The following is a 21,332-nucleotide window of genomic DNA, read 5'->3' as shown; positions in this document are numbered from 1 at the left end:
CTTCACGTATCTCGCGCCGGGTCCGCCGGCGCCCTTCGACCTGAACAGGAGTGCTCGTCATGCTGCGTGTCAAAAGCGTTTTGCCCTGGCTGATTGCCGCCACCCTGCTGGCTTCGGCGGTGCAGGCCGCCCCCAGCGTCTACCCCACCGGAGTGACCCGCTACGATCCGGCCAGGGCCTATAACCAGTACGTGATCTTCAGCGGCGCCGACAAACAGACGCACTTGATCGACATGAACGGCAACGAGGTGAAGCACTGGCCGCAAGCCGGTTTCCCCTCGGCCATCATCGACCCGCAACTGGTGAACGGCGAGCGCGGCCGGGTGCTGTTGCAGCTCAAGGACAAGGAGCCCGGGCCCCTGGGTTCAGCGGGCAACGGCCTGGGCAACCAGAGCGTCGGCGAGCTGGACTGGAACGGCAAGGTGCTCTGGCAATGGGGCGACCAGGCCCCGGGCGGCGCCGCCCAGCAGCACCACGACCAGCGCCGCCTGGGCAACGGCAACACCCTGGTGCTGGCCAACAAGGTGCACAAGGTGGCGGGGTTCAAGGTGCCCCAGGTGATCGACGATGCGATCTATGAGGTCAGCCCCGACGGCCAGGTCAAATGGCAGTGGCTGGCCTCCGAGCACCTCAAGGAATTCGGCTTTACTCCGGCGCAATTGAAGCTGGTGTACGGCAGCGACAACCCGGACTACCTGCACATCAACAACCTCAGCGTGGTGGGCCCCAACCAGTGGTTCGACGGCGGCGATAAACGCTTCGCCCCGGACAACCTGCTGATCGATTCACGCAACGCCAACTTCATCGCCATCCTCGACAAGCACAGCGGCAAGGTGGTCTGGCGCCTGGGGCCGAACCTGTTGCCGATCAACCCGAAGACCGCGGCCAAGGTGCCGCGCCCGGTGGACCAGTTCGTCGGCCAGCATGACGCCCACATCATTCCCGCTGGTTTACCGGGCGCCGGGCACCTGCTGGTGTTCGACAACCAGGGCACGGCCGGCTACCCCTCGGTGCCTTTGGGGCTGATCGCCGGCTCCCGGGTGCTGGAGATCGACCCGATCAGGAACGAGATCGTCTGGCAGTACAGCGCCGCCAGTTCCCGGCAGCCGGGTTGGGCCTTCTACAGCTCGTTCATCAGCAGCGCGCGGCGTTTGCCCAACGGCAACACGCTGATCGACGAGGGCATGAACGGACGCTTCTTCCAGGTCACCGCCGGCGGCGAAATCGTCTGGGAATACGTCAGCCCCTACCTGGGCAAGGCCCCTGGCAGCGAGGCCGTCAGCAACTGGGTGTACCGCGCCTTGCCGGTGAGCTACGACTGGGTGCCCCAGGGCACACCGCGTTCGGAAACCGCGGTGAGCGTGCCGGAGTCGGGGCTGAAGCCGGCCAGCGCCAGCGCGGGGATCTGAGCTGGAGGCCGTGCCGTGGCCCGGCTTGGGTCGGGCTGGCGCCCTAGCGGGAGCAAGCGCCCTCGCCACCAATGAGGTGCGGGAGTTGCTCTGGGCTGGGCCTCAGAAGTAGAAGAACAGGCCGGTGTCCCGTTCCAGGGCCAGTCGGTTCAGGGCGATGAGCCTGTGGATAAGTTCATCCTCCGCCGTCGCGGTCCGGGTGAGGATCGACAGCGCCGTGGCCAGGGCGGCCTGGCCCTGGATCGAGGCGTCTTCGTAGTCGTCGATCAGAGTGCCCAGGGCGCGGTTCAGGCTCGGTAGCAGGTCGCTGCGGGACAGCAGCGCCCACTGTTCCGGGGACAGCGCCAGTTCCTCCAGGTCGCCCGGCAGGCACTGGTCCAGATCCAGGCGCTGCATGGCGGCCTTGCTAGTGGGCACCACTATCCATTTCTGCGGTGCGCTCATGGCTGCCACAGCTCGACAAAGGCCTTGAAGTCGGCGGCCACCGGGTAGCGGTTGGCGCTCTCGGGATCGAAGATTTCCACCGCCACGCCCGGGCTGTTGAAGTCCAGGCAGATCAGCAAGCCTCCGGCATCCCGGGCAATCGGCAGGCAGCCTGCGGGCAGTCCTGGCACGCGGCCCGGACTGGCGTACCAGAGCAGGGTCCAGGGCTGGTTGCTCAGGCCGAACTCGAAGAACTCGCTGATGCAGGTGTAGTCGTTGCCATAGGGGAAGGTGCCGATCCCCGGGGTGGCGGCCTCGGCGTATTGCACCAGCTCCAGGTACAGCGCCGGAAACTCAAGGCCGAGGCGTTGCTGCACCTGGGCGATCAGTTGTTCGTCCACCGCCGATCCGGGTTCGATTTCCCAGGCAGTCCAGTCCAGGGGCATGTTCGACCTGCGCCTTGTCGTTGAGGGAGCTGCGCCCGCGCGAGGGGGATCGGGCGGGCGGCGAGGGGCGATTGTAAGCGTGTCGCTTGGTGCGCGGTAGGCGCTTAGTTGCAGCTGTGGCCTTCGGGCAGGGTGACGGTGTATTTGCGCTGCACCCGGTTTTTGAAATCCAGGTTGTCCAGGCTTTCCTGCACCAGGAAATCCTCGACCTTGGCGTCCTGGCAATCCTCGTTGTAGGACGAGGCCCGCAGCAGGAACACGGTGCGTCGGCTCTGCTCGTCCTTGGCCTTGATATTGAAGGTCGACAGGGTGGTGTAGCCGGTGCGCTCCGAGGAGCCGATGGCACGGTAGGACATCGTTGGGGTGCTGGTGCACACGGTCTGTTGGTTCTTGCCGGGCATGCACGTGGTTTTAGTGCTGCTGGGCACCTGGCCGTAGTCGGTGGCGGTGTAGCGGTAGCTGGTCTTTTTACTGCCCACGTCCAGGGCAATGTTCATGCGAAACGGCGGGTGGTTTTTCGGCAACGACGACTCGGTATACACCTGGGTGAAACCCATGCCGTGCAGGGCAGCGACCATGTCGCGCAGGTAGTAGCTGGCCTTGAGGCCCTGGGCGTCCTTGGCGCTGTTGACGGTCACCAGCACTGGAGCCTTGGGGTCGAAGTAATAGTCTTGGGCCGGGGTGGCGTCGATGGCCACTTCGAGTTTGTTGGCGCAGCCGGTCAAAAGCAGGACGAACAGAAACAGCGGGCAGAGCAGGTAGCGAGTCATGAATAAGCCAATGTGCAACGTGAGGAATGGATAAGGCTTTAACGATCGAGACTCGGTTCGAACAAACGCGGGGGGTTACGCAGGCTCGCTGGCCTGATACTCCAGCAGGTCGCCGGGTTGGCAGTCGAGTGCAGCGCAGAGTTTGTCCAGGGTCTCGATTTTCATCCCCTTGACCTTGCCATTTTTCAGCAACGACAGATTCGCCTCGGTAATGCCTAGGATGGCGGCCAACTCTTTGGAGCGAATCTTGTTTTTAGCCATGACAACGTCAAGCCGAACGATAATGGTCATCTCATTGTTCTATATGTAGTGACTGTGCTCATCACTGAGGACTTTGGCGTCGCGCATGATAATGGAAAACGAGCAGAGCAAGATTCCTTTGACCACCTCGTAGGCCGCGTAGGACGAGAAGCCCGCGGAGATCTGCAGGATGCGCTGGCCGGGCGGCAGGTCGAGGGACAGGGCCAGGCCTTGCAGGGTTTCCATCATCGGGAAAGTCGCCGGGGCGACGATCCACAGCATGCCCACGCGCCAGAGGATGCGGATGTTGCGATCGCTCCAGGTTTCGCCGCGCGACAGGCGCAGGAAGAACACCCCGGTCAGGTACAGGGCGAAGCTCGACAGCAGCAGGGGCAGGAAGTCGAGAATCACCAGCAGGGTGAAGCTTGCCGACGACAGCTTGAAATCGGCTTCCAGCAGGCGGGGCGAGTGGTCGGCGAAGACGCTGAGCAGGGCACCGAGCACCTGGTCCTTGTTGTAGATCCACATTCCGGCATTGCCACCGACCTCGACGACACCCATGACCCAGGCCAGGATCGCGGCCAGCAGGCCGACCCGTCGTAAGCGGTATTGGGCTGAGCCATTCATTTGGGGGTTCATGCGTCATTCCTTGCAAAACTTGGGGGGTGGCGAATTATTGATAAAAAATTATCGAATTACAATAATTTATTTCTCTGGGATTGTTCTCGTCTAGCCGCCTGGAATGATGTTGTGGCGAGGGAGCCTGCTCCCGCTCGGGCGCGTAGCGGCCGTAAAACCTGTGCTTGAGACAGTCAGGGAGTACATATCCACTATCGAAGCCTTTCACCCGCCGCCACGGAGTGTGAGCCCCCACCGCGTCCCTTTGATTTTTCGCCATGTTAGGTATACGTTACATTTAATCAATTTTGTTACGTATACAGAACATGGACTACCTTCTTATCACCGCGCGCCTTGGCGAGCAGGTTCGCCAGCGCCGCCTGCATCGTGGCCTGACCCAAGCCAGCCTGGCCGCCTTGGCCGGCGTGACCCGGCAGAAGGTCATCGCCATCGAGCGGGGCGACTTGTCGGTGGGCATGGCGGCCTATGCGCGGGTGCTGGGAGCCCTGGACTGTGAATTCACCCTGGTGCCTGCCGCGATGCCCACATTGGACGAGATCCAGGGAGTGTTCGACTGATGGCCACGGTGCTGCAGGTAGCCACCCCGGCCGGTGAGAGCGGGAAAATCCACCGTGGCGCTGGCGATTATCTGTTTCGCTATCACGATGATGCCCGGGCACAGGCGGCAATCAGTCTGCTGATGCCCGTGCGGCTGGATGAATACCGTTATCGGGAGTTGCACCCGATCTTTCAGATGAACCTGCCCGAAGGCTATGTGCTGGAGCAACTGCGCAACCGCCTGGCCAAGGTGGTGAAGGTTGACCCGATGTTGCTGCTGGCGCTGTCTGGCAGCAGCGCGCCGATCGGGCGGGTCGCGGTGAGCTCGCCCGAAGTCGATGGGCTGTTGCAGCAACAGCAGTTTCCTGGGGAAAAACTGCAGGAAATCCTCGCGTGGGATGGCGCCGAGGACATCTTTGCCGACCTGGTGGACCGCTACATCCTGCGTGCCGGGATATCCGGCGTGCAGCCCAAGGTGATGGTGCCGGAGCGGCATGACGCCGCGTCGCAGCGTTTTATCTCGAACACCTCAGAGTTGATCATCAAGAGCGGCCGGGACGAGTTTCCGGGATTGGCAATCAACGAGTTCCTGTGCATGTCGGTGGCCAGGGAGGCGGGGATGGCGGTGCCCGAGTTCTACCTCTCTGATAACGCCAAACTGTTCGTCATGCGCCGCTTCGACCGGGACGAGCAGCTCGGTTGCCTGGGGTTTGAAGACATGGCGGCGTTGATGGGGCTGGGTGCGGAGCAGAAATACAGCAAGAGCTATTCGGCCATTGCCAAGGCCGTTCGCCTGTTCTGCCCGCCTGAGCAGGTGCCGGGTTCACTGGCGCAGTTGTTTGCCATGGTCAGCCTGAGCTGCATGGTGGGGAATGGCGATGCCCACCTGAAGAACTTCGGGCTGTTGTATTCCGATCCTGGCCGGCGCGATGCACGGCTAGCGCCGGCCTATCTCTGTCGTCCTCCACGTTCCCTGTAGCCGCTGCCGAGCCTGCGAGGCTGCGAAAAGGACCGCAGGACCTTGCTTGGCGATCTCGCGCCGCTCCTCTGGCGCCTGGCTGATCGCCGCGAATTTTAAAGAGCCACGCGGTGCGCTCGAATCAGTCGCGCTTTGGCTCCAGCAAGTCAAACGACAGGACTCTGATCTGCATGTCGGCGCTATAGACGAATCCAACCCGCGCACTGGGATGCAGGTGCTCCGGCAGGCGGTAGCTCTCCCAGGCGTTGAGCATGCGTTGCCCATCGGCTGATGGCCTGCGTTCCCCCGAGCGTAGGGGCGTGCCCAGCAGCTCGCGAATGTCGGCGTGGGTCATGCTGCGTGAGAACGGGGCGGGCAGTTCGCCGCTGTAGAACGAGCGCCCCTGTTCAAGGGGCATGAGTTCGATCAGGACCTTTTCCAGGGCCAGGCTTTCTTCCCAGAAGTCCAGCATCAGGCCGGGCTCGACGACCACGGTCAGCCATTCGAATTCGTCGTAGAGCTTGCCCGTCGGACGCTCGATGCGCTCTCCCCGGGCGATCAGTTCTGCATGGCTGAGCCCGAGGTTGCTTACCCAGCGGCTGATCGTTTTAGCGTCCATGTCTTCTCGATTGTCCTGTGCTGAGTGGGGGATTCGTTGGCGCGGGTGGCGTCGGCGGCCGATCTTAGCCGGTCGAAAAGACGAATGGTTCTGTTGTGAGACAAAGAAAGCCGCCTGCTGTGCTGGCAGGCGGTTGGTTTGAGGACCGCTGTCAGGCCGGTTGTGGCGCTGTGTCGAGCTGGGCCCTGGCCTGATAACTGGCCGGGCTGAAGATTCGTGTCAACAGCAGCATCGCCAGGACACCGACGATCAGCACCCACCAGGCGCTGGCAAAGCTGCCGGTGACTTGCCGCAGCCAGCCGCTGAGCCAGGGTGAGATGGCGTTGATCAGAAAACCCACGCCCTGGACAAAGGCCGCCAGTTGTCCGGCTTCCCGGGGATCGCGGCGGTGATCCAGGGTCAGGATCAGGCTCAGGGCAAAGCAGGCTCCGAGGCCGAAGCCGATCAGCGCCACCCACAGGTGCGGGCTCTGCAAGGGCCACAGCACCAGCCCGAGAAACCCCACGGCCTGGGCCGCGAGGCTGATGCCCAGCAGTGGGCGGCGGTCGCTGCTGCGCTGGGCCAGGGCGGGCATCAGCAGGGCGGCGGTGACTTGGAAAATCGTCATGAAGGCCAGCAGCGAGCCGCTCTGGGTAGCGCTCCAACCCAGCTGCAGGTAGTAGGCCGGCAGCCACGCCACCATGCTCATGTAGCCGCAGTTCACCAGACCGAAATACAGCGCCAGCAGCCAGGCACGGCGGTTGTTCCAGAACCCGGTCCTGGCCACCGGGAGGCCGTTGCGGCGGCCGGCGCCCAGGGGCAGGCACTGCCACAGCAGCAGGGCGGCCATGGCCGGCAGCACCCAGATGCCCAGCCCCATTTGCCAGTGGGCGAAGTGGCTGGCCACCTGCGGGCTGAGCAGGGCGGCGATGCCGCCACCGCCCATCAGCGAGGCCGAGTAGACGCCCATGGCCAGCGCCACGCGCTGTTGAAACTGGCGCTTGATCAGCGCCGGCACCAGGGCCTGGATCAAGGCCACGCCGGCGCCGCCGAGCAGGGCGGTGGCGAGCAAGGCCGCGGCCTGGCCGAAGAACAGCCGCGCCAGGCAGGCCAGTAGCACCAGCACTAAACCCAGGGACACGCCGCGGCGTTCGCCGAGTCGGGCTTCGATCCGTACCCCGAGCAAGGCCACCAGGCCCATGCAGATCACCGGCAGGCTGGTGAGCCAGGCGCTGCTCTGGAAGCTCATGCCGGTGGCCCCGCGAATTTCGTTGAGCAATGGGCTGACCGAACTGAGGATCGGTCGCAAGTTCAGGCCCAGGCACACCAGCAGCGCCCAGCCGGCGAAGGTCTTGAAGGCCGATTCAGTTCGCGGCATGGCGCGCCTGCCAATCCTGGTACAGGGCGGTCATGGCCGCCTGGGGCAGGTGCAGCAGCGGCAAGCGCTGTGCTTCCAGGGGCTGGCTCAGCTCTTGGTAGATGGCCGCGGTGGACAGGCCGAACGGCTGCGCCTGTTCATTGCTGGCAGCGAACACGGCGCGGGATACGCCGCACAGGTACATGGCGGCCAGGCACATGGGGCAGGGCTGGCCGCTGGCGTAGATCACGCAGTCGTCCAGGCGTGGGCCCAGTTGCTGGCTGGCGGCGCGGATGGCGAGCATTTCGGCGTGGGCGGTGGGGTCCTGGCTGAGGTGGATTTCATTCACCGCCTCGGCCAGCACCCGGCCTTTGCGCACCAGCAGCGCGCCGAACGGGCGACCGCCCTGTTCGACATTGCGTCGGGCCAGTGCCATGGCCTGTTGCAGGTAGTGCTGATCGTCGTGCATGGAGGGCTCCTTCAAAGGGGTGCAGGGGTTACGCCGCGCCGGCATCGCGCAGTAGCTTGGCAATGGCGCTCTGGCCACGGCGCTCGGCCTGTTGCAGCGGGCTGATGCCAGCACGATCCGGCAGGTTCAGGTCGGCACCGGCGGCAATCAACTGGGCGACGATCTGCTGGTGCGCCGGCCCGCCGTCGGACAGCACGATGGCTTCCATCAGGCAGGTCCAGCCCAGGTGGTTGACGTGGTTCAGGTCGACGCCGGCTTCGATCAGCAGGCGCACGGTTTCCACGTGGCCGCGCTCGCAGGCCGGGATCAGGGCAGTACCGCCGTAGCGGTTGGTGCTCTTGAGGTCGGCGCCGTGGGCCAGGGTCAGCTTGAGGATCTCGTTGTGGCCGCTGGCGCCGGCCAGCAGGTAGGGGCTGTCCTGGATCAGGTTCTTGCGGTTGACGTCGGCCCCGGCTTCGATCAGCGCGCGGGCGATGTCGATACGGTTATCGCGGGTGGCCAGCAGCAGCGGGCTGCTGCCGTCCAGGCCACGCTCGTCGAGGGATGCGCCTTGCTGGATCAGTTGCTGCACCTGCTGTAACCGACCCTTGCGTACTGCATCCAGCAGCGAGTTGTCGTTGGCCATGACCACCCCCGCCGTTAACAGACCTATGGCCATCAGGCCGCGTTTGAAGGACCGCTTGAGCGGCATGGGAACCTCCCGTTCCTGCTGGTGAACGGGGAGTATGGTGAAGCCCTTGGGTATTCTGAAATTAAATATAATCATGCCAATCAGTGGCTATCAGAATGGTGATGAGCGATGTTCGATCCCGTGTTGCTGCGCAGTTTCGTGGCGGTTGCCGACTGCCAGAACTTCACCCGCGCGGCCGAGCGCCTGCACTTGACCCAGTCCACCGTGAGCCAGCAGGTGCGGCGCCTGGAGGAAAGCCTGGGCTGCCAGTTGCTTGACCGCGATCAGCGCCGGGTGGTGGCCACGGTGGAGGGCGAGCGCCTGCTGGCCTATGCCCGGCGCATCCTGGCTCTGCATGAGGAGGCCAGCGACGTATTGATCAACCAGCGCGGCGAGGAAGTGCTGCGCCTGGGGGTGCCGGAAGACTTTGCCGCCGAGCGCCTGATGCCGATGCTCTCGCGCTTTGGCCTGGATTATCCGGCGGTGCGCCTGGAGGTCACCAGTGGTCTGGGACCGGAATTGCTGCGCCAATTCCGCCGTGGCGAGTTCGACCTGTTGCTGGTCAAGCAGATGGGCCACAGCGATGACTGCGTGGACTCCTGGCCCGAGCCTTTGTGCTGGGTCGACAGTCTGCGCCAGCCGGCCTTGGGCCGCGATCCGCTGCCGCTGGTGGCGTTCCCGGTGGGAGGTTTGTATCGCCAGGAAATGCTTCACCACCTGGAAGTCGGCGGCTGGCCGTGGCGCATCGCCTATTCCAGTGCCAGCCTGGCCAGCGTCTGTTCGGCAGTGGCGGCGGGCCTGGGCATCAGCCTGTTGCCGGTGCGGGTGCTGGGCAAGGGGCATCGGATTCTCGATGCCGCCAGCGGTTTGCCGGATATCCAGGGCGTGCGCCTGGCGTTGTACGCCGGCAGTGGCCTGAGTCGGGCTGGCAAGGCATTACAGGAGCAGTTGCGAACAGTGGCCAGTGTCAAGCCGCAAGTTGAAACCACCGGGAAGTTATAAGTGTTCTTGTTTCTGTCATAACTTATAGAGAGCCGATTGCAGGCTATAGCTATTTAATTAGTTGTTGCTCAAGTTTGTTTTGGACAGAGTTATAAACGCCGACCATGCTGGGTTTGTGAGTTCCAGGAGGAACTTGCTTCATTGGACGAAACATTCAACTGCATAAGGAAACCCGCATTATGTCGAGCATCAATGGAACCTATGTAAACTCCAACGCTGACGCCCGTCTGGTCGTGACCGACGGCAACGACTCCAACGGTTCGTTCAGCGGTGAGTTGACCCAGGCTGGGGTCAAGTACAGCGTCGCCGGGCATTACCACTTCCAGAACAGCACCGGACAGCCGACCATCATCAATGTTTCCGGCTACAACGATGGCTACGGTTACCAGGCCTGGGCGCTGTTCTCACCCGATCACAATTATTCCCGGTTGCGCGCCTCCGGTGCCCGCAGCAACTTCAGCGGCGATGTGGTCGGCCTGAGCGGTGAGTTCGTCAAGCAATAACAAGCTCGATAATAAACAGCCGCTGAATACGCGCTGCCTTATATAAGGTGGCGTGCCGGTTCAGCGGCTTTGTCGTGTCCGCTGGTAAAGTTAATTAAGTACATGGGGGCTGAAGTTAGTTTCGAGTGCGATGGGGTTCTATTGTTTCTCTGCACTAACAGGCCTGTTTCGATGCTTTGCGGGAATATTTTCAATGCCTGCAAGGCATGGCGTTTTTTCCTCTTGGCTACAGCCCTTGAATCACGTGGCCTGAGCTGTTCCGGGTGAATTCAATATTCCGTTTCAATCTATCTATAACTTGAAAGATTACTTTAAGAGATAAGAGCGGGGCACTGATCATTGACCCTGCGGCACCGTTGCGTGGGGGGTTGTTCAAGCACTGGTGCCGGATTTTTCAAAAGATCGTAGGGAGTGAATCCATGGGCAATGTCCAGACCGCCGCCAGTGCACATGAGGTGCTGTGGCGCCAGGCACCGAGCGGCGAGTTGGTCGACCTCGGCCGGCCCCACCGCTCGCCGCTGGGCCAACTGCGTCTGCAACGGACGCCCAAGGGGGTATTGCGGCGTCGTGAGGCGATTCTCCTGGGCGTCGCGGCTCTGGTCTTGCACGGTGCAGTGATCTACTGGCTGAGCCAGAAACCGACCCCGGTGCTGCCCATCGTGCCGCCGGAAATCCCGCCCATGACCATCGAGTTCTCGCACCCCGCACCGCCCGTGGTCGAGCCGCCTCCGCCTGTGCCGGTACAGCCGGTGGTGGAGCCGCCGCCTCCGGTGGAGGACGAGCTGGCGGTCAAGCCGCCACCGCCCAAGCCGGTGCCCAAACCCAAGCCCAAGCCCAAGCCGGTGCCCAAGCCCGAGCCGAAACCCGCGCCCAAACCGGTGCAGCAGACCCCGGCGGCGCCGCAACCTGCGGCGCCGGTAGCCGCCCCGGCAGCGCCCGCGCCACCGGCTCCGGCCCCCGTGACCCCGGCTTCAGCCAGCGCCGCGTACCTGAAGAACCCGGCGCCGGAATACCCGTCCCTGGCTCAGCGCCGGGGCTGGGAAGGCACGGTGCTGCTGCGGGTGCATGTGCTGGCCAGCGGCAAGCCCGGAGAGATTCAGATCCAGAAGAGCAGCGGTCGCCAGCAGCTCGACGATGCGGCCCTGGCCGCGGTCAAGCGCTGGAGCTTCGTCCCGGCCAAGCAGGGCGACGTGGCCCAGGACGGCTGGGTCAGCGTCCCCATCGACTTCAAGATTCATTGAGCCGCAAGGCCGATCAACCCACACGCGCTAAACGCTTACACAGAGGGAACACATCATGACGTTACTGGCATCTCCACTGGAATCCATCGAAAGCGCGGTGATCTGGCTGTTGGTGGTCTTCTCCGTCGCCACCTGGGGCCTGGCCCTGGTCAAGGGCGTGCAGTTCGCCCGCCTCAAGTCCCAGGATCGCAAGTTCCACAATCAGTTCTGGGCAGCGTCCAGCCTCGACTCCGCCGCTCCCCTGAGTGAAACCCAGCCCGGCGCGGCGGCCCGGGTGGCCCAGGCCGGCTATGCGGCGATCCAGGTCGGCGACGCCCCCCATGCGGCGGACCTGAGCCAGGCAATCAACCACCAGGACCGCCTCGAACGTGCCCTGCGCCAGCAGATCGTGCGCGAGCGCCGCTCCCTGGAAACCGGCCTGGCGGTGGTCGCCAGTATCGGCAGCACCTCGCCCTTCATCGGCCTGTTCGGCACCGTGTGGGGGATCATGGAAGCCCTGAAAGGCATCAGCGCGGCGGGCTCGGCGAGCCTGGAAACCGTGGCCGGTCCCATCGGCGCGGCCCTGGTGGCCACCGGCGTGGGGATCGCCGTCGCGGTGCCGGCGGTGCTGGTCTACAACTACTTCCTGCGGCGCCTGAAGCTCACCGCCGCTGACCTGGACGACTTTGCCCACGACTTCTACAGCCTGGCGCAGAAGAACTCCTTCCGCGTGCTGATCCACCCGAGCGTGCACAAGGCTGCGGCCCAGGGCAGCCTGCAAAAAGTGCAGGAGGCGTCCTGATATGGCCTTCTCCACTCAAGACAGCGATGAGGTGCTGAGCGAGATCAACGTCACGCCCTTGGTGGACGTGATGCTGGTGCTGCTGGTGGTGTTCATCGTCACCGCGCCGCTGCTGACCAACGCCATCCCGATCAACCTGCCCAAGACCGAGGCCGTGGCTCCGGTGGAGCAGAAGGACCCGCTGGTGGTGAGCATCGACGGCGCCGGCAAACTCTTTATCAACAAGGACGAGATCCAGCCGGAGCTGCTGGAAACCAACTTGCAGGCGGCCAAGGCCAAGGACCCGCAAGTGCGGGTCCAGCTGCAGGCCGACGATGGCGTCAATTACGGGGAAGTGGCCCGGGCCATGGCGTCCATCGAGCGTGCGGGCATCACCAAGCTGTCGGTGATTACCGCGCGCTGAAACCGAGCAACAAAGCCACGACTTTTCAGGCCGTCTCCTTGGCAGGGTGCGGCCTTTTTTTTGCCAGACGCTTTTAGCGTATTCCTGGGCGTGCCTGAGGCCTCATGGTTTGCCAGCGATGCGTGTTCTGTCCCTTGTCAGCGTCAGGCTCAGTACCACCGCACTGAGGATGATGCCGCCGACGATGGCCAGCGACCAATGGACCGGTATATGGAACCAGGGCGCGGCCAGCATTTTGCTTCCGATAAACACCAGCACTATGGCCAGCCCGTACTTGAGCAGATGGAACCGCTCAGCCATGTCCGCGAGCAGGAAGTACAAGGCGCGCAGGCCCATGATGGCGAATATGTTGGAGGTGAACACGATGAAGGGATCGGTGGTCACGGCGAAAATCGCCGGGATGCTATCGACCGCAAAAATCAGGTCGCTGGCCTCGATCAGCACCAGCACCAGGAACATCGGCGTTGCCCAGCGCAGGCCATTCTGGATGACAAAAAAACGCTCGCCGTGAAACTCCTGGGTGACGCGCAAGTGCTTGCGCATCCAGCGCAGTATCGGGTTTTTGTCGAGGTCGGGTTGTTGCTCGGCAAAGATCAGCATCTTGATGCCCGTGACGACCAGCAGGACTCCGAAGACGTAGAGCAGCCAGGCGAACTCCTGTACCAGCCAGACGCCGGCGAGAATCATCGCTGCACGCATGACGATGGCGCCGAGTACGCCGTACAGCAGCACGCGCCGCTGCAATGGCGGCGGTACGGCGAAATAGCTGAAGATCATCACGAAGACGAACATGTTGTCGATCGACAGTGACTGTTCGATCAGGTAGCCGGTGAGGAACTCAAGGGTTTTGCGCTGGGCGATTTGCGCACCCAGCGTATCGTTCAGATACCACCAGAGCAGACCGGCGAAGACCAATGCCAGGCTGGCCCAGGCTATGACCCAGGCCAGTGCCTCCCGGGCCGAAACCCGATGGGCCTTGCGCCCACCGAAGACAAACAGGTCAAGCGCCAGTACGGCGATGACGAAGACGATGAAAGCAGCCCACATCCAAGGTTCACCGATGTTCATCGCGGCCATGCCTCAAATGAGTTGAGGTTTATCCCCCGTGACAGTCTTGGAATGACGCACCCCGGGGGCGGATGGTTCTCATCCTAGCCAGCCGGTTTGCTCAAGAAAAAGTCGTATATTTTTGGCCGATAGTTCGATGCCGACGAATTGTTTGCGCGCAGGCAAAAGGATTGAAGGAGGCAGGCCTTATATTCTTTTTGGGTATTAATAAATAGCTTCTTATTCCTTAACGAATATAAATCCCCTCCCTATACTCGTCCGGGAACAGACACGCAGCAGGAGAGTTCCCCATGCGCAACGAATCCATTCGCTACTTGATTGTGCCGGGCTGGCAAGGATCGCCAGAAGATCATTGGCAAACCCATTGGCAGAACAGCCTGCCCAACAGTGCGCGGGTGGAGCAGGCCGATTGGCTGACGCCGCGCCGTGAAGACTGGGTGGCGGCCCTGGCCGAAGCCATCGCCATCGACGACACGCCGGTGATCCTGATTGCCCACAGCCTGGGTTGCATCACCGTGGCCCACTGGGCGGCGCGCGCGCCCGCGGCAGCGCTGCGCCAGGTGCGCGGTGCGCTGCTGGTGGCGCCGGCGGATGTCGAACGTGCGGCCTGTGCCCCGGCGCTGCGCAATTTCGCGCCGATTCCCCGGGACCTGTTGCCGTTCCCCAGCCAGGTGGTGAGTTCGGACAACGACAGCGCCGTCAGCGCGCCGCGTGCCCTGGAACTGGCCCGTGACTGGGGCGCCGAAGCCGGGATTCTGGCGGGAGCCGGGCATATCAACGTCAAGTCCGGCCACCAGCGCTGGGAGCAGGGATTCGCCTATCTCTATCGCCTGCAGAACCGCATGGAACAACACGCCCTGCGTCGTGCCTGACCGTATTTTCCCTGTTTAAACGCCCCCGTCCTCAGGCGGTTTTGGGCGGGAGTCTGCCATGAGTCCTCACACCCCTTTCGGCCAGCCGCTGCTGACCTTTCCCGATGCGGAAAAAAGCCCCCTGAGCATCCGCGCCAAGGCGCTGGTGTTCGTCGATCCACGTTCGCGACAACTGCGTGAAGAGCTGGAGCAACTGGCGCCCCGTGCGATCTCGGTGCTGATCCGTGGTGAAACCGGCACCGGCAAGGAGCTGCTGGCCCGACACATCCACCGCGCCAGCGACCGCAGCGGGCTGTTTGTCTCGGTCAACTGCGGCGCCATCAGCCCCACCTACGCCGACGCCGAACTGTTCGGCTACGCCGCCGGCAGCTTCAGCGGCTCCGCCAGCAGCCGGGCCGGCTGGTTCGGTTCGGCCAATGGTGGAACCCTGTACCTGGACGAGATCGGCGACTTGCCGCTGCCGATTCAGACCAAGCTGCTGGCAGCCCTGGAGAACCACGAAGTGACCCGGGTCGGCGCCCAGCAACCGAGCCCGGTGGATGTGCGCCTGGTGGCGGCCACCAGCATCGACCTGGCCCAGGCGGTGGCGGCGGGCAAGTTTCATGAGCGCCTGTACCGCTACCTCAGCGAGGGCCAGTTGGAGCTGCCGGCGCTGCGCGAGCGGGTCGGGGATATCGAGTCCCTGGCCGAGTATTTCCTGGGGATCTACAGCCAGCGCCTGGACCTGCCGGTGCCGCTGATCAGCGAAGCCGCGCAACAGGCCCTGGAGCGCCACAGCTGGCCGGGCAATACCCGGGAGCTGGAGAACGTCATTCACTTTGCGCTGCTGGTCAGCAGCGGCGAGGAAATCCTTCCCGAGCACCTCAACCTGCCGCCGACGCGCTCGCCGCTGGAGCAGATCGAGCTGCTGCTGCGGCAGATCGCCGAGAGCGATTCAGACGCGGATCGCCAGGCCCTCAAGCGCCTGCTGGCGGTGTAGCCGCTGCCGCAGGCTGCGACCGGCTGCGCAGCAGACGCAAAACCGTTCACCACGATCCTGCTGGATAGCCACGGAACCCCTGGCGCCGACTGCGTCGTCGTTCGCAGCCTGCGGCAGCGGCTACAGGGGCGGTGGTGGGGCGGGATGTATGAACAAAATGGAATATGAACGTGAATAAAAGATATTGTTCGGGAATAAAAAATCTCGGTATTGTCCGCTTCACGCCAGCAGTGGCACATCACTGGCACCCTTATAAGCACCTCATTTGAAGCCGTCGTCGATCCCGACACCTAAGGACCTTGCATGAAAAAAGTTCTGTTGTTCACCGCACTGGCGGCAGCCCTGAGCGCCGGTATTGCCCAGGCCGGCGAGAAGCTGGTGGTTGCCGCGACTCCGGTGCCCCACGCCGAGATTCTCGAGCTGATCAAGCCAACCCTGGCCAAGGAAGGCGTGGACCTGGAGATCAAGGTCTTCACCGACTACGTGCAACCCAACGTACAGGTCGATCAGAAGCGTCTGGACGCCAACTACTTCCAGACCCTGCCGTACCTGAAGAACTTCAACGAGGGCAAGGGCACTCACCTGGAAACCGTGATCGGTGTGCACGTCGAACCCTTCGGCGGCTACTCGAAGAAGGTCAAGTCCCTGGCCGAGCTGAAAGATGGCGCCACCATTGCCATCCCCAACGAAGGCAGCAACAGCGGCCGGGCCCTGATCCTGCTGCACAAGGCCGGTCTGATCGAGCTCAAGGACCCGAAGAACGCTGTGTCCACGCCCAAGGACATCGCCAAGAACCCGCACAACTTCAAGTTCAAGGAGCTTGAGTCGGCCATGCTGCCACGGGTCCTGGATCAGGTTGACCTGGACATGATCAACACCAACTACGCCCTGGAAGCGGGCCTGAACCCGGCCAAGGATGCGCTGGTCATCGAAGGCGCCGATTCGCCTTACGTGAACTACCTGGTGGCCCGTCCGGACAACAAGGACAGCGCGGCGATCCAGAAGCTGGCCAAGGCCCTGACCAGCCCAGAGGTCAAAACCTTCATCGAGAAGAAATACAGCGGCGCGGTACTGCCGGCGTTCTGATGAACTAGGCTACTGAAGCGACAAACCCCTTCAAGGTTTGAACGCCGACGGCTATCACAGCGTCGGCGTTTTTTATTGCGTCCGCAAAAGCCGCAGGAGCCGGCCGGGCGGCGTTGCGTTTGCCGGCGAAGAGCTCCTCAGGCCGGGTACGAACCTGAAGGGCGCCTTCGCTGGCAAGCCAGCTCCTACACAAGCCAGCTCTTACACAAGTGGAGCGCTTTTGGCGGTGGCTTGGGTGGCGCGGCACAACGCCGTCAGCCACTTCATCAGTTCATGGGGGGGCAGGGGTTGCGGGGGCTTTGTATCGGCCATGGTGGTCGTCCTTGAGGGGGGTAGCGTCCAGTGGAGGTGCGGGCGCGAAAGCTCCGTTCGACCCGGTTGAAAAGGTAGTAGCCCGGCGCCAGCCCGGCAAATCCGCGGGTTAGGTTTTTGGGTGATATCAATATGCTCTAACGGTATTTAAATTCTGCTTTTTATAGCTATAAAGTCGCGGCAGCCGGGCGGTTACCCACTGCCCCACGGACTGCCCCACCGTCGCTGTACCCCAGCGGCGTTCAGGATGATTCATGACCCTCGATTACGCGTTTATCCTCAGCACCCTGCCGGCCTTTCTCAAAGCCGTGGGAGTGACCCTGCAGGTCGGCCTGATCGCCATCGGCACCTCGCTGCTGGTAGCCCTGATCAACGCCACTGTCCTGGTGTTTCGCACCCCTTACCTGCACCGCCTGATTGGCCTGTACGTGGAACTGGCGCGCAACACGCCGTTGTTGATCCAGCTGTTCTTCGTCTACTTCGCCTTGCCGGCCCTGGGGATCAAGGTCTCGGGTTTTGCCGCGGCGATCATCACCATGACCTTTCTCGGCGGCGCCTACCTCACCGAAGTGCTGCGCGCCGGGGTCGAAGCCGTGCCCCAGGCGCAGCTGGAATCGGGGCGCTCCATAGGCCTGTCGCAGTGGCAGTCGCTGCGTTACGTGATCCTGCCCCAGGCCGGGATCCTCAGCCTGCCGTCGCTGTTCGCCAATTTCATTTTCCTGCTCAAGGAAACCACCGTGGTTTCGGCGGTGGCGGTGCCGGAGATTCTCTACACCACCAAGAGCTACATCGCCCTGTACTACAAGACCTACGAAATGCTCGCGGTGCTGACGCTGATCTGCGTGCTGTTGTTCTTGCCGCTGTCGCTGTTGCTCAGCCGTCTGGAAAGGAGGTTGCAACATGGCCAGTTCGGGTCTTGAGCTGTTGCTGGTGTCCTTGCCGCAACTGGCCCGGGGCGCTGCGCAGACTTTGTCGATTTCGCTGTTGAGCATTGCCTTCAGCACCCTGGGCGGGGTGCTCTACGGCGTGCTGCGCAGCCTGCAACGCAAGGTGCTGGATGTACCGTTGCGAATCTACCTGGAGCTGTTCCGGGCGATCCCGGTGCTGGTCTGGTTGTACCTGCTGTTCTTCGGCTTTCCGATCTTCTTCGGCCTCAGCATTCCCAGCTTCACCTGCGCGGTGCTGGTGCTGTCGCTGTGGGGCGCCAGCGAAGTCGGCGAGGTGGTGCGCGGGGCCCTGCAATCCCTGCCCCGGGGCCAGCGTGAAGCGGGCTTGTCCATCGGCCTCTCCGGTGCCCAGCTATACGGCTACGTCTTGCTGCCCCAGGCGCTGAAGCGCATGACGCCGCCGACCATCAACGTCTACACGCGAATCATCAAGACCAGCTCCCTGGCGGTGCTGATCGGCGTGGTGGACGTGATCAAGGTCGGCCAGCAGATCATCGAGCGCACCTACGAATCGGTGCTGATCTATGGCGTTCTGTTCCTGTTTTTCTTCTTTATCTGCTACCCGCTGTCGGCCGCCTCCCGCGTGCTGGAGCGGCGCTGGACGCAAGCATGAGCGCATTGATCGAGTTCCAGGGTTTCAACAAGTTCTTCGGCCCGCAGCAGGTGCTCAAGGAGGTCGACCTGCGCGTGGCGGCGGGGGAGGTGATCGTCATCCTCGGCCCCAGCGGCTGCGGCAAGAGCACTCTGCTGCGTTGCCTCAACGGCCTGGAAAGCGCCCACAGCGGCCATCTGCGTTTCGCCGGGCGCGAGCTGCTCAGCCCCGACACCGACTGGCGCCAGGTGCGCCAGCAGATCGGCATGGTGTTCCAGAGCTATCACCTGTTCCCCCACATGAACGTGCTGGACAACCTCCTCCTCGGGCCGCTCAAGGTGCAAAAGCGCGAGCCCCGCGAAGCCCGGGCCCAGGCCGAAGCGTTGCTGGAGCGGGTGGGCCTCTTGGACAAGCGCGAGGCCTTTCCCCGGCAGCTGTCCGGCGGCCAGCAGCAACGCATCGCCATCGTCCGCTCGTTGTGCATGAACCCCCAGGTGATGCTGTTCGATGAGGTCACCGCGGCCCTTGATCCGGAGATGGTCAAGGAAGTGCTGCAGGTGATCCAGGGCCTGGCCCGGGACGGCATGACCCTGTTGATCGTTACCCATGAAATGGCCTTCGCCCGGGCCGTGGCCGACCGCATCGTGTTCATGGATGGCGGGCGCATCGTGGAACAGAACACCCCCGAGGCTTTCTTCACCAACCCGCAGAGCGCACGCGCGCAGCAGTTCCTGGAGAAGTTCTCGTTCGTTGAAGCACTGCCCAAGAAAGCCCCTAAAAAGGAACTGGAGCTCTTATGAAAACTGCCAAGTCTTCGCTGTTGTTACTGCCGCTGTTCGGTCTGGCCCTGCTGGCCGGCTGCGATAAATCCAATGATGCACCCAAGCCTGCGGCCACCGCTGCCAGCGCCGCGCCGGCGGCCGGTTACCTGGACAAGATCAAGGCTCGGGACAAGCTGATCGTCGGCGTGTTCACCGACAAGCCGCCGTTCGGTTTCGTCGATGAAACCGGGCGCTATGTGGGCTTCGATACCGACATCGGCCGCCAGTTCGCCAAGGACCTGTTGGGGGACGAGAACAAGGTGGAGTTCGTCGCCGTGGAACCGGCCAGCCGCATTCCCTTCCTGCAGAGCGACAAGGTCGACCTGATCCTGGCCAACATGACCGTGACCCCGGAGCGCAAGCAAGCGGTGGAATTCACCAACCCCAACCTCAAGGTGGCGGTGCAGGCCCTGGTGCCCGAAGGCAGCCCGGTGAAGAGCCTGGATGACCTGGCAAGCCGCACCACCATCGTCACCACCGGCACCACCGCAGACATCTGGCTGACCCAGAACCACCCGGACTGGAAACTGCTCAAGTTCGAGAAGAACACCGAGTCCCTGCAAGCCCTGGCCAATGGCCGTGGCGACGCCTACGCCCAGGACAACCTGATTCTGTTCAGCTGGTCCAAGCAGAACCCGGGCTACCGCGTATTGCCCCAGACCCTGGGCGAGCAGGCACCGATTGCCCCGGCGGTGAAGAAGGGCAACCTCGAACTGCGGGACTGGGTGAATGCCGAGCTGGCCAAGCTGGGCGAAGAAAAGTACCTGCTCAAGCTGTATGACCAGTACGTGCGCAAAGAGCTGAGCGACGACACCCCGCCTGAGAGCGTGATTGTCGAAGGCGGCAAATGGCAGGGCTGAGGCGTACTGTCGGCTGCTGAATCCACTGTGTAGCCGCTCTTGAGGGCCTCGGAAGGTCCTGCGGACCTTATCGCAGCCTTCGGCAGCGGCTACAGGGTGTGGGAGGCGCGATTTTCAGTCGGGCCAGTACCAGGCCGGTTCGTCGAGCATGCGCTGGCCGACGATGCCGGTCTGGCCCAGCTCTTTCTCCAGCACGATGCAGTTGCATTCGGGGTCTTCCTGCAAGGCCGCGATCAGGCGCCGGGCGTGGGACACCACCCACACCTGGCACTGCTCTGAAGCCCTGATGATCAAACGCGCCAGGGCCGGCAACAGGTCCGGGTGCAGGCTGGTCTCCGGTTCGTTGAGCACCATCAGGCTTGGCGGCCGCGGAGTCAGCAAGGCCGCTACCAGCAACAGGTAGCGCAAGGTGCCGTCCGACAGTTCCGCGGCCGACAGCGGTCGCAATAACCCCTCCTGATAGAACTCGATGGCGAAGCGTCCACCCTGCAGCGGGGCGATGTTCAGCCGCGCGCCGGGGAAGGCGTCGCTGATGGCCGCCTGCAGCGCCTCGGGGTCGCCGATCTCGCGAATGGTCTGCAACGCCGCCGCCAGGTCGCGGCCATCGTGATGCAGCACCGGCGTGCGGGTGCCCAGTTGCGGCTGGCGCACCGGGGCTTCGCTGTCGCTGCGAAAGTGATCGTAGAAACGCCAGCGACGAATGAACTCGCGCATCTGCAGCACTTCCGGCGAGCCGCGCAGGCTGCCCACTTGATCGAACAGGCTGTCGAAGTCCGGCGTGTGTTGGGCCAGCACGTCCCAGCTGCGGCCCTGGCGCGCGCGGATCAACGGGCCGGCACGGTCCACCAGCAGACTGGCGGGGCGGTAGAGCGGCCCGGACCAGATGCATTCCTTCTTGATCTGCGGGTCCAGGGCAAACGCCGAGTGACTGGGCTCCGGCAGACCCAGGGCGATGGCGTAGCTGAAGTCTTCTCCGGCAAAGCCCAGGCGCAGGCGCTTGCTGGAAGAGCGCACGCTGGCCTCGATCGGCACCTCGCCGTTGCGCATGCGTCGGCTGAGGTTTTCCGGCCCGGCCCAGAAGGTCGATTCCAACCCGCCTTCCTTGGCCAGGGCATTGACCACGCCGCCCTGGGCGGTCTCTGCCAGCAGGCGCAGGGCCCGGTACAGATTGGACTTGCCGCTGCCATTGGCGCCGGTGATCAGGTTCAGTCGGCCGAGGGGCATCACCAGTTTGTTGATGGAGCGGTAATTGGCCACCGCCAGGGTCTTGAGCATGCCGGGTCTCCTGTTGCGTGGTGCGCAGTGTGCCTGATTTGTAGAGCGGGAGCTTGCTCGCCGCCGGCTCCGAA

At 63.2% G+C, this 21,332-nt stretch carries 25 protein-coding genes and 1 pseudogene; 15 read left to right on the top strand and 11 right to left on the bottom strand.

Annotated features, from left to right (window positions below; all coding sequences use genetic code 11):
- Nucleotides 1-59 precede the first annotated feature (59 nt).
- Nucleotides 60-1,409, top strand: a complete 1,350-nt coding sequence (locus J5M73_RS11145) for an aryl-sulfate sulfotransferase (protein ID WP_207166884.1) — start codon at nt 60-62, stop codon at nt 1,407-1,409.
- A gap of 102 nt (nt 1,410-1,511) precedes the next feature.
- Here the strand turns inward: J5M73_RS11145 and J5M73_RS11140 are convergent, their stop codons facing one another.
- The 5 genes from J5M73_RS11140 to J5M73_RS11120 form a co-directional block, all read right to left on the bottom strand.
- On the bottom strand, nt 1,512-1,853 hold the full coding sequence (locus J5M73_RS11140) for a hypothetical protein (protein WP_207166885.1): 342 nt from the start codon (nt 1,851-1,853) through the stop codon (nt 1,512-1,514).
- On the bottom strand, nt 1,850-2,278 hold the full coding sequence (locus tag J5M73_RS11135; RefSeq protein WP_207815629.1) for an SMI1/KNR4 family protein: 429 nt from the start codon (nt 2,276-2,278) through the stop codon (nt 1,850-1,852). The genes J5M73_RS11140 and J5M73_RS11135 overlap by 4 nt, the downstream gene beginning before the upstream one ends.
- Before the next feature lie 104 nt (nt 2,279-2,382).
- Nucleotides 2,383-3,048, bottom strand: coding sequence for a hypothetical protein (locus J5M73_RS11130; protein ID WP_102862607.1), 666 nt, complete (start codon nt 3,046-3,048; stop codon nt 2,383-2,385).
- A 75-nt stretch (nt 3,049-3,123) separates the two neighbouring features.
- Nucleotides 3,124-3,339 carry a helix-turn-helix transcriptional regulator gene (locus J5M73_RS11125; RefSeq protein WP_016963103.1) on the bottom strand — a complete coding sequence of 72 codons (216 nt, stop codon included), beginning with the start codon at nt 3,337-3,339 and terminating at the stop codon, nt 3,124-3,126.
- Nucleotides 3,340-3,348: 9 nt separating this feature from the next.
- The gene (locus tag J5M73_RS11120; RefSeq protein WP_060842147.1) at nt 3,349-3,927 is read right to left on the bottom strand and encodes a hypothetical protein; all 579 of its coding nucleotides are present in this window, start codon (nt 3,925-3,927) and stop codon (nt 3,349-3,351) included.
- Nucleotides 3,928-4,232: 305 nt separating this feature from the next.
- On the opposite strand from J5M73_RS11120, the gene J5M73_RS11115 reads away from it, so the two are divergent.
- Both J5M73_RS11115 and J5M73_RS11110 read left to right on the top strand, forming a co-directional pair.
- A complete protein-coding gene (locus tag J5M73_RS11115) occupies nt 4,233-4,484 on the top strand; it encodes a helix-turn-helix domain-containing protein (RefSeq protein WP_016963101.1) in 252 nt (83 codons plus the stop codon).
- Nucleotides 4,484-5,416, top strand: a pseudogene (locus tag J5M73_RS11110) (type II toxin-antitoxin system HipA family toxin); the annotation flags it as partial. The gene J5M73_RS11115 and the pseudogene J5M73_RS11110, both read left to right, overlap by 1 nt.
- Before the next feature lie 148 nt (nt 5,417-5,564).
- Here the strand turns inward: J5M73_RS11110 and J5M73_RS11105 are convergent.
- The 4 genes from J5M73_RS11105 to J5M73_RS11090 all read right to left on the bottom strand — a co-directional run bounded on the left by J5M73_RS11105 (nt 5,565) and on the right by J5M73_RS11090 (nt 8,537).
- A complete protein-coding gene (locus J5M73_RS11105) occupies nt 5,565-6,041 on the bottom strand; it encodes a DUF6392 family protein (protein ID WP_207815626.1) in 477 nt (158 codons plus the stop codon).
- Between the two features lie 151 nt (nt 6,042-6,192).
- Nucleotides 6,193-7,398, bottom strand: coding sequence for a CynX/NimT family MFS transporter (locus tag J5M73_RS11100; RefSeq protein ID WP_207815624.1), 1,206 nt, complete (start codon nt 7,396-7,398; stop codon nt 6,193-6,195).
- Entirely contained in the window at nt 7,385-7,846 is a 462-nt protein-coding gene (locus J5M73_RS11095; RefSeq protein ID WP_207815622.1) for a nucleoside deaminase, read from the bottom strand. Before J5M73_RS11095 ends, J5M73_RS11100 begins: the two co-directional genes overlap by 14 nt.
- A gap of 28 nt (nt 7,847-7,874) precedes the next feature.
- Entirely contained in the window at nt 7,875-8,537 is a 663-nt protein-coding gene (locus tag J5M73_RS11090; protein ID WP_115581359.1) for an ankyrin repeat domain-containing protein, read from the bottom strand.
- 108 nt (nt 8,538-8,645) lie between these two features.
- Between J5M73_RS11090 and J5M73_RS11085 the strand changes: the two genes are divergently transcribed.
- From J5M73_RS11085 to J5M73_RS11065, 5 genes are all read left to right on the top strand, one after another.
- The gene (locus J5M73_RS11085) at nt 8,646-9,518 is read left to right on the top strand and encodes a LysR substrate-binding domain-containing protein (RefSeq protein WP_102862612.1); all 873 of its coding nucleotides are present in this window, start codon (nt 8,646-8,648) and stop codon (nt 9,516-9,518) included.
- Nucleotides 9,519-9,697: 179 nt separating this feature from the next.
- Nucleotides 9,698-10,021 (top strand): hypothetical protein, encoded by a 324-nt coding sequence (locus tag J5M73_RS11080; RefSeq protein ID WP_016963092.1) that lies wholly within the window; start codon nt 9,698-9,700, stop codon nt 10,019-10,021.
- Nucleotides 10,022-10,440: 419 nt separating this feature from the next.
- Entirely contained in the window at nt 10,441-11,262 is an 822-nt protein-coding gene (locus J5M73_RS11075) for an energy transducer TonB (RefSeq protein WP_207815620.1), read from the top strand.
- 55 nt (nt 11,263-11,317) lie between these two features.
- On the top strand, nt 11,318-12,043 hold the full coding sequence (locus J5M73_RS11070; RefSeq protein WP_102862614.1) for a MotA/TolQ/ExbB proton channel family protein: 726 nt from the start codon (nt 11,318-11,320) through the stop codon (nt 12,041-12,043).
- A 1-nt stretch (nt 12,044) separates the two neighbouring features.
- The gene (locus J5M73_RS11065; protein ID WP_102862615.1) at nt 12,045-12,446 is read left to right on the top strand and encodes a biopolymer transporter ExbD; all 402 of its coding nucleotides are present in this window, start codon (nt 12,045-12,047) and stop codon (nt 12,444-12,446) included.
- A 102-nt stretch (nt 12,447-12,548) separates the two neighbouring features.
- Here the strand turns inward: J5M73_RS11065 and J5M73_RS11060 are convergent, their stop codons facing one another.
- Nucleotides 12,549-13,523, bottom strand: a complete 975-nt coding sequence (locus tag J5M73_RS11060) for a TerC family protein (protein ID WP_102862616.1) — start codon at nt 13,521-13,523, stop codon at nt 12,549-12,551.
- Between the two features lie 281 nt (nt 13,524-13,804).
- Between J5M73_RS11060 and J5M73_RS11055 the strand changes: the two genes are divergently transcribed.
- The 7 genes from J5M73_RS11055 to J5M73_RS11025 all read left to right on the top strand — a co-directional run bounded on the left by J5M73_RS11055 (nt 13,805) and on the right by J5M73_RS11025 (nt 19,983).
- Entirely contained in the window at nt 13,805-14,386 is a 582-nt protein-coding gene (locus tag J5M73_RS11055; RefSeq protein WP_102862617.1) for an alpha/beta hydrolase, read from the top strand.
- A 58-nt stretch (nt 14,387-14,444) separates the two neighbouring features.
- A complete protein-coding gene (locus J5M73_RS11050) occupies nt 14,445-15,365 on the top strand; it encodes a sigma 54-interacting transcriptional regulator (RefSeq protein ID WP_102862618.1) in 921 nt (306 codons plus the stop codon).
- A gap of 303 nt (nt 15,366-15,668) precedes the next feature.
- Nucleotides 15,669-16,451, top strand: a complete 783-nt coding sequence (locus J5M73_RS11045; protein WP_102862619.1) for a MetQ/NlpA family ABC transporter substrate-binding protein — start codon at nt 15,669-15,671, stop codon at nt 16,449-16,451.
- 566 nt (nt 16,452-17,017) lie between these two features.
- Nucleotides 17,018-17,683, top strand: coding sequence for an amino acid ABC transporter permease (locus J5M73_RS11040; RefSeq protein WP_207815617.1), 666 nt, complete (start codon nt 17,018-17,020; stop codon nt 17,681-17,683).
- Nucleotides 17,664-18,323 carry an amino acid ABC transporter permease gene (locus J5M73_RS11035; RefSeq protein WP_011058612.1) on the top strand — a complete coding sequence of 220 codons (660 nt, stop codon included), beginning with the start codon at nt 17,664-17,666 and terminating at the stop codon, nt 18,321-18,323. The genes J5M73_RS11040 and J5M73_RS11035 overlap by 20 nt, the downstream gene beginning before the upstream one ends.
- Nucleotides 18,320-19,102, top strand: coding sequence for an amino acid ABC transporter ATP-binding protein (locus J5M73_RS11030; protein ID WP_102862621.1), 783 nt, complete (start codon nt 18,320-18,322; stop codon nt 19,100-19,102). The genes J5M73_RS11035 and J5M73_RS11030 overlap by 4 nt, the downstream gene beginning before the upstream one ends.
- A complete protein-coding gene (locus J5M73_RS11025) occupies nt 19,099-19,983 on the top strand; it encodes a transporter substrate-binding domain-containing protein (RefSeq protein WP_060837002.1) in 885 nt (294 codons plus the stop codon). The genes J5M73_RS11030 and J5M73_RS11025 overlap by 4 nt, the downstream gene beginning before the upstream one ends.
- 114 nt (nt 19,984-20,097) lie before the next feature.
- Here the strand turns inward: J5M73_RS11025 and J5M73_RS11020 are convergent, their stop codons facing one another.
- Nucleotides 20,098-21,258: an AAA family ATPase gene (locus J5M73_RS11020; RefSeq protein ID WP_207815615.1), complete on the bottom strand. Its 1,161-nt coding sequence runs from the start codon at nt 21,256-21,258 to the stop codon at nt 20,098-20,100.
- Between the last annotated feature and the right edge of the window lie 74 nt (nt 21,259-21,332).

Origin of the sequence: Pseudomonas sp. 50_B (genome assembly GCF_017491625.1) — a bacterium.
Taxonomy (GTDB): Bacteria; Pseudomonadota; Gammaproteobacteria; order Pseudomonadales; family Pseudomonadaceae; genus Aquipseudomonas; species Aquipseudomonas danubii.
This window is presented reverse-complemented; position numbering and strand designations above follow the sequence as displayed.

Coding starts and splice junctions, on each gene's coding strand:
- J5M73_RS11105 (WP_207815626.1), bottom strand. CDS start 6,041: ATGGACGCTAAAACGATCAGCCGCTGGGTAAGCAACCTCGGGCTCAGC.
- J5M73_RS11075 (WP_207815620.1), top strand. CDS start 10,441: ATGGGCAATGTCCAGACCGCCGCCAGTGCACATGAGGTGCTGTGGCGC.
- J5M73_RS11040 (WP_207815617.1), top strand. CDS start 17,018: ATGACCCTCGATTACGCGTTTATCCTCAGCACCCTGCCGGCCTTTCTC.
- J5M73_RS11030 (WP_102862621.1), top strand. CDS start 18,320: ATGAGCGCATTGATCGAGTTCCAGGGTTTCAACAAGTTCTTCGGCCCG.
- J5M73_RS11020 (WP_207815615.1), bottom strand. CDS start 21,258: ATGCTCAAGACCCTGGCGGTGGCCAATTACCGCTCCATCAACAAACTG.
- J5M73_RS11050 (WP_102862618.1), top strand. CDS start 14,445: ATGAGTCCTCACACCCCTTTCGGCCAGCCGCTGCTGACCTTTCCCGAT.
- J5M73_RS11095 (WP_207815622.1), bottom strand. CDS start 7,846: ATGCACGACGATCAGCACTACCTGCAACAGGCCATGGCACTGGCCCGA.
- J5M73_RS11085 (WP_102862612.1), top strand. CDS start 8,646: ATGTTCGATCCCGTGTTGCTGCGCAGTTTCGTGGCGGTTGCCGACTGC.
- J5M73_RS11060 (WP_102862616.1), bottom strand. CDS start 13,523: ATGGCCGCGATGAACATCGGTGAACCTTGGATGTGGGCTGCTTTCATC.
- J5M73_RS11120 (WP_060842147.1), bottom strand. CDS start 3,927: ATGAACCCCCAAATGAATGGCTCAGCCCAATACCGCTTACGACGGGTC.
- J5M73_RS11055 (WP_102862617.1), top strand. CDS start 13,805: ATGCGCAACGAATCCATTCGCTACTTGATTGTGCCGGGCTGGCAAGGA.
- J5M73_RS11125 (WP_016963103.1), bottom strand. CDS start 3,339: ATGACCATTATCGTTCGGCTTGACGTTGTCATGGCTAAAAACAAGATT.
- J5M73_RS11145 (WP_207166884.1), top strand. CDS start 60: ATGCTGCGTGTCAAAAGCGTTTTGCCCTGGCTGATTGCCGCCACCCTG.
- J5M73_RS11100 (WP_207815624.1), bottom strand. CDS start 7,398: ATGCCGCGAACTGAATCGGCCTTCAAGACCTTCGCCGGCTGGGCGCTG.
- J5M73_RS11135 (WP_207815629.1), bottom strand. CDS start 2,278: ATGCCCCTGGACTGGACTGCCTGGGAAATCGAACCCGGATCGGCGGTG.
- J5M73_RS11090 (WP_115581359.1), bottom strand. CDS start 8,537: ATGCCGCTCAAGCGGTCCTTCAAACGCGGCCTGATGGCCATAGGTCTG.
- J5M73_RS11080 (WP_016963092.1), top strand. CDS start 9,698: ATGTCGAGCATCAATGGAACCTATGTAAACTCCAACGCTGACGCCCGT.
- J5M73_RS11115 (WP_016963101.1), top strand. CDS start 4,233: ATGGACTACCTTCTTATCACCGCGCGCCTTGGCGAGCAGGTTCGCCAG.
- J5M73_RS11065 (WP_102862615.1), top strand. CDS start 12,045: ATGGCCTTCTCCACTCAAGACAGCGATGAGGTGCTGAGCGAGATCAAC.
- J5M73_RS11045 (WP_102862619.1), top strand. CDS start 15,669: ATGAAAAAAGTTCTGTTGTTCACCGCACTGGCGGCAGCCCTGAGCGCC.
- J5M73_RS11130 (WP_102862607.1), bottom strand. CDS start 3,048: ATGACTCGCTACCTGCTCTGCCCGCTGTTTCTGTTCGTCCTGCTTTTG.
- J5M73_RS11035 (WP_011058612.1), top strand. CDS start 17,664: ATGGCCAGTTCGGGTCTTGAGCTGTTGCTGGTGTCCTTGCCGCAACTG.
- J5M73_RS11070 (WP_102862614.1), top strand. CDS start 11,318: ATGACGTTACTGGCATCTCCACTGGAATCCATCGAAAGCGCGGTGATC.
- J5M73_RS11140 (WP_207166885.1), bottom strand. CDS start 1,853: ATGAGCGCACCGCAGAAATGGATAGTGGTGCCCACTAGCAAGGCCGCC.
- J5M73_RS11025 (WP_060837002.1), top strand. CDS start 19,099: ATGAAAACTGCCAAGTCTTCGCTGTTGTTACTGCCGCTGTTCGGTCTG.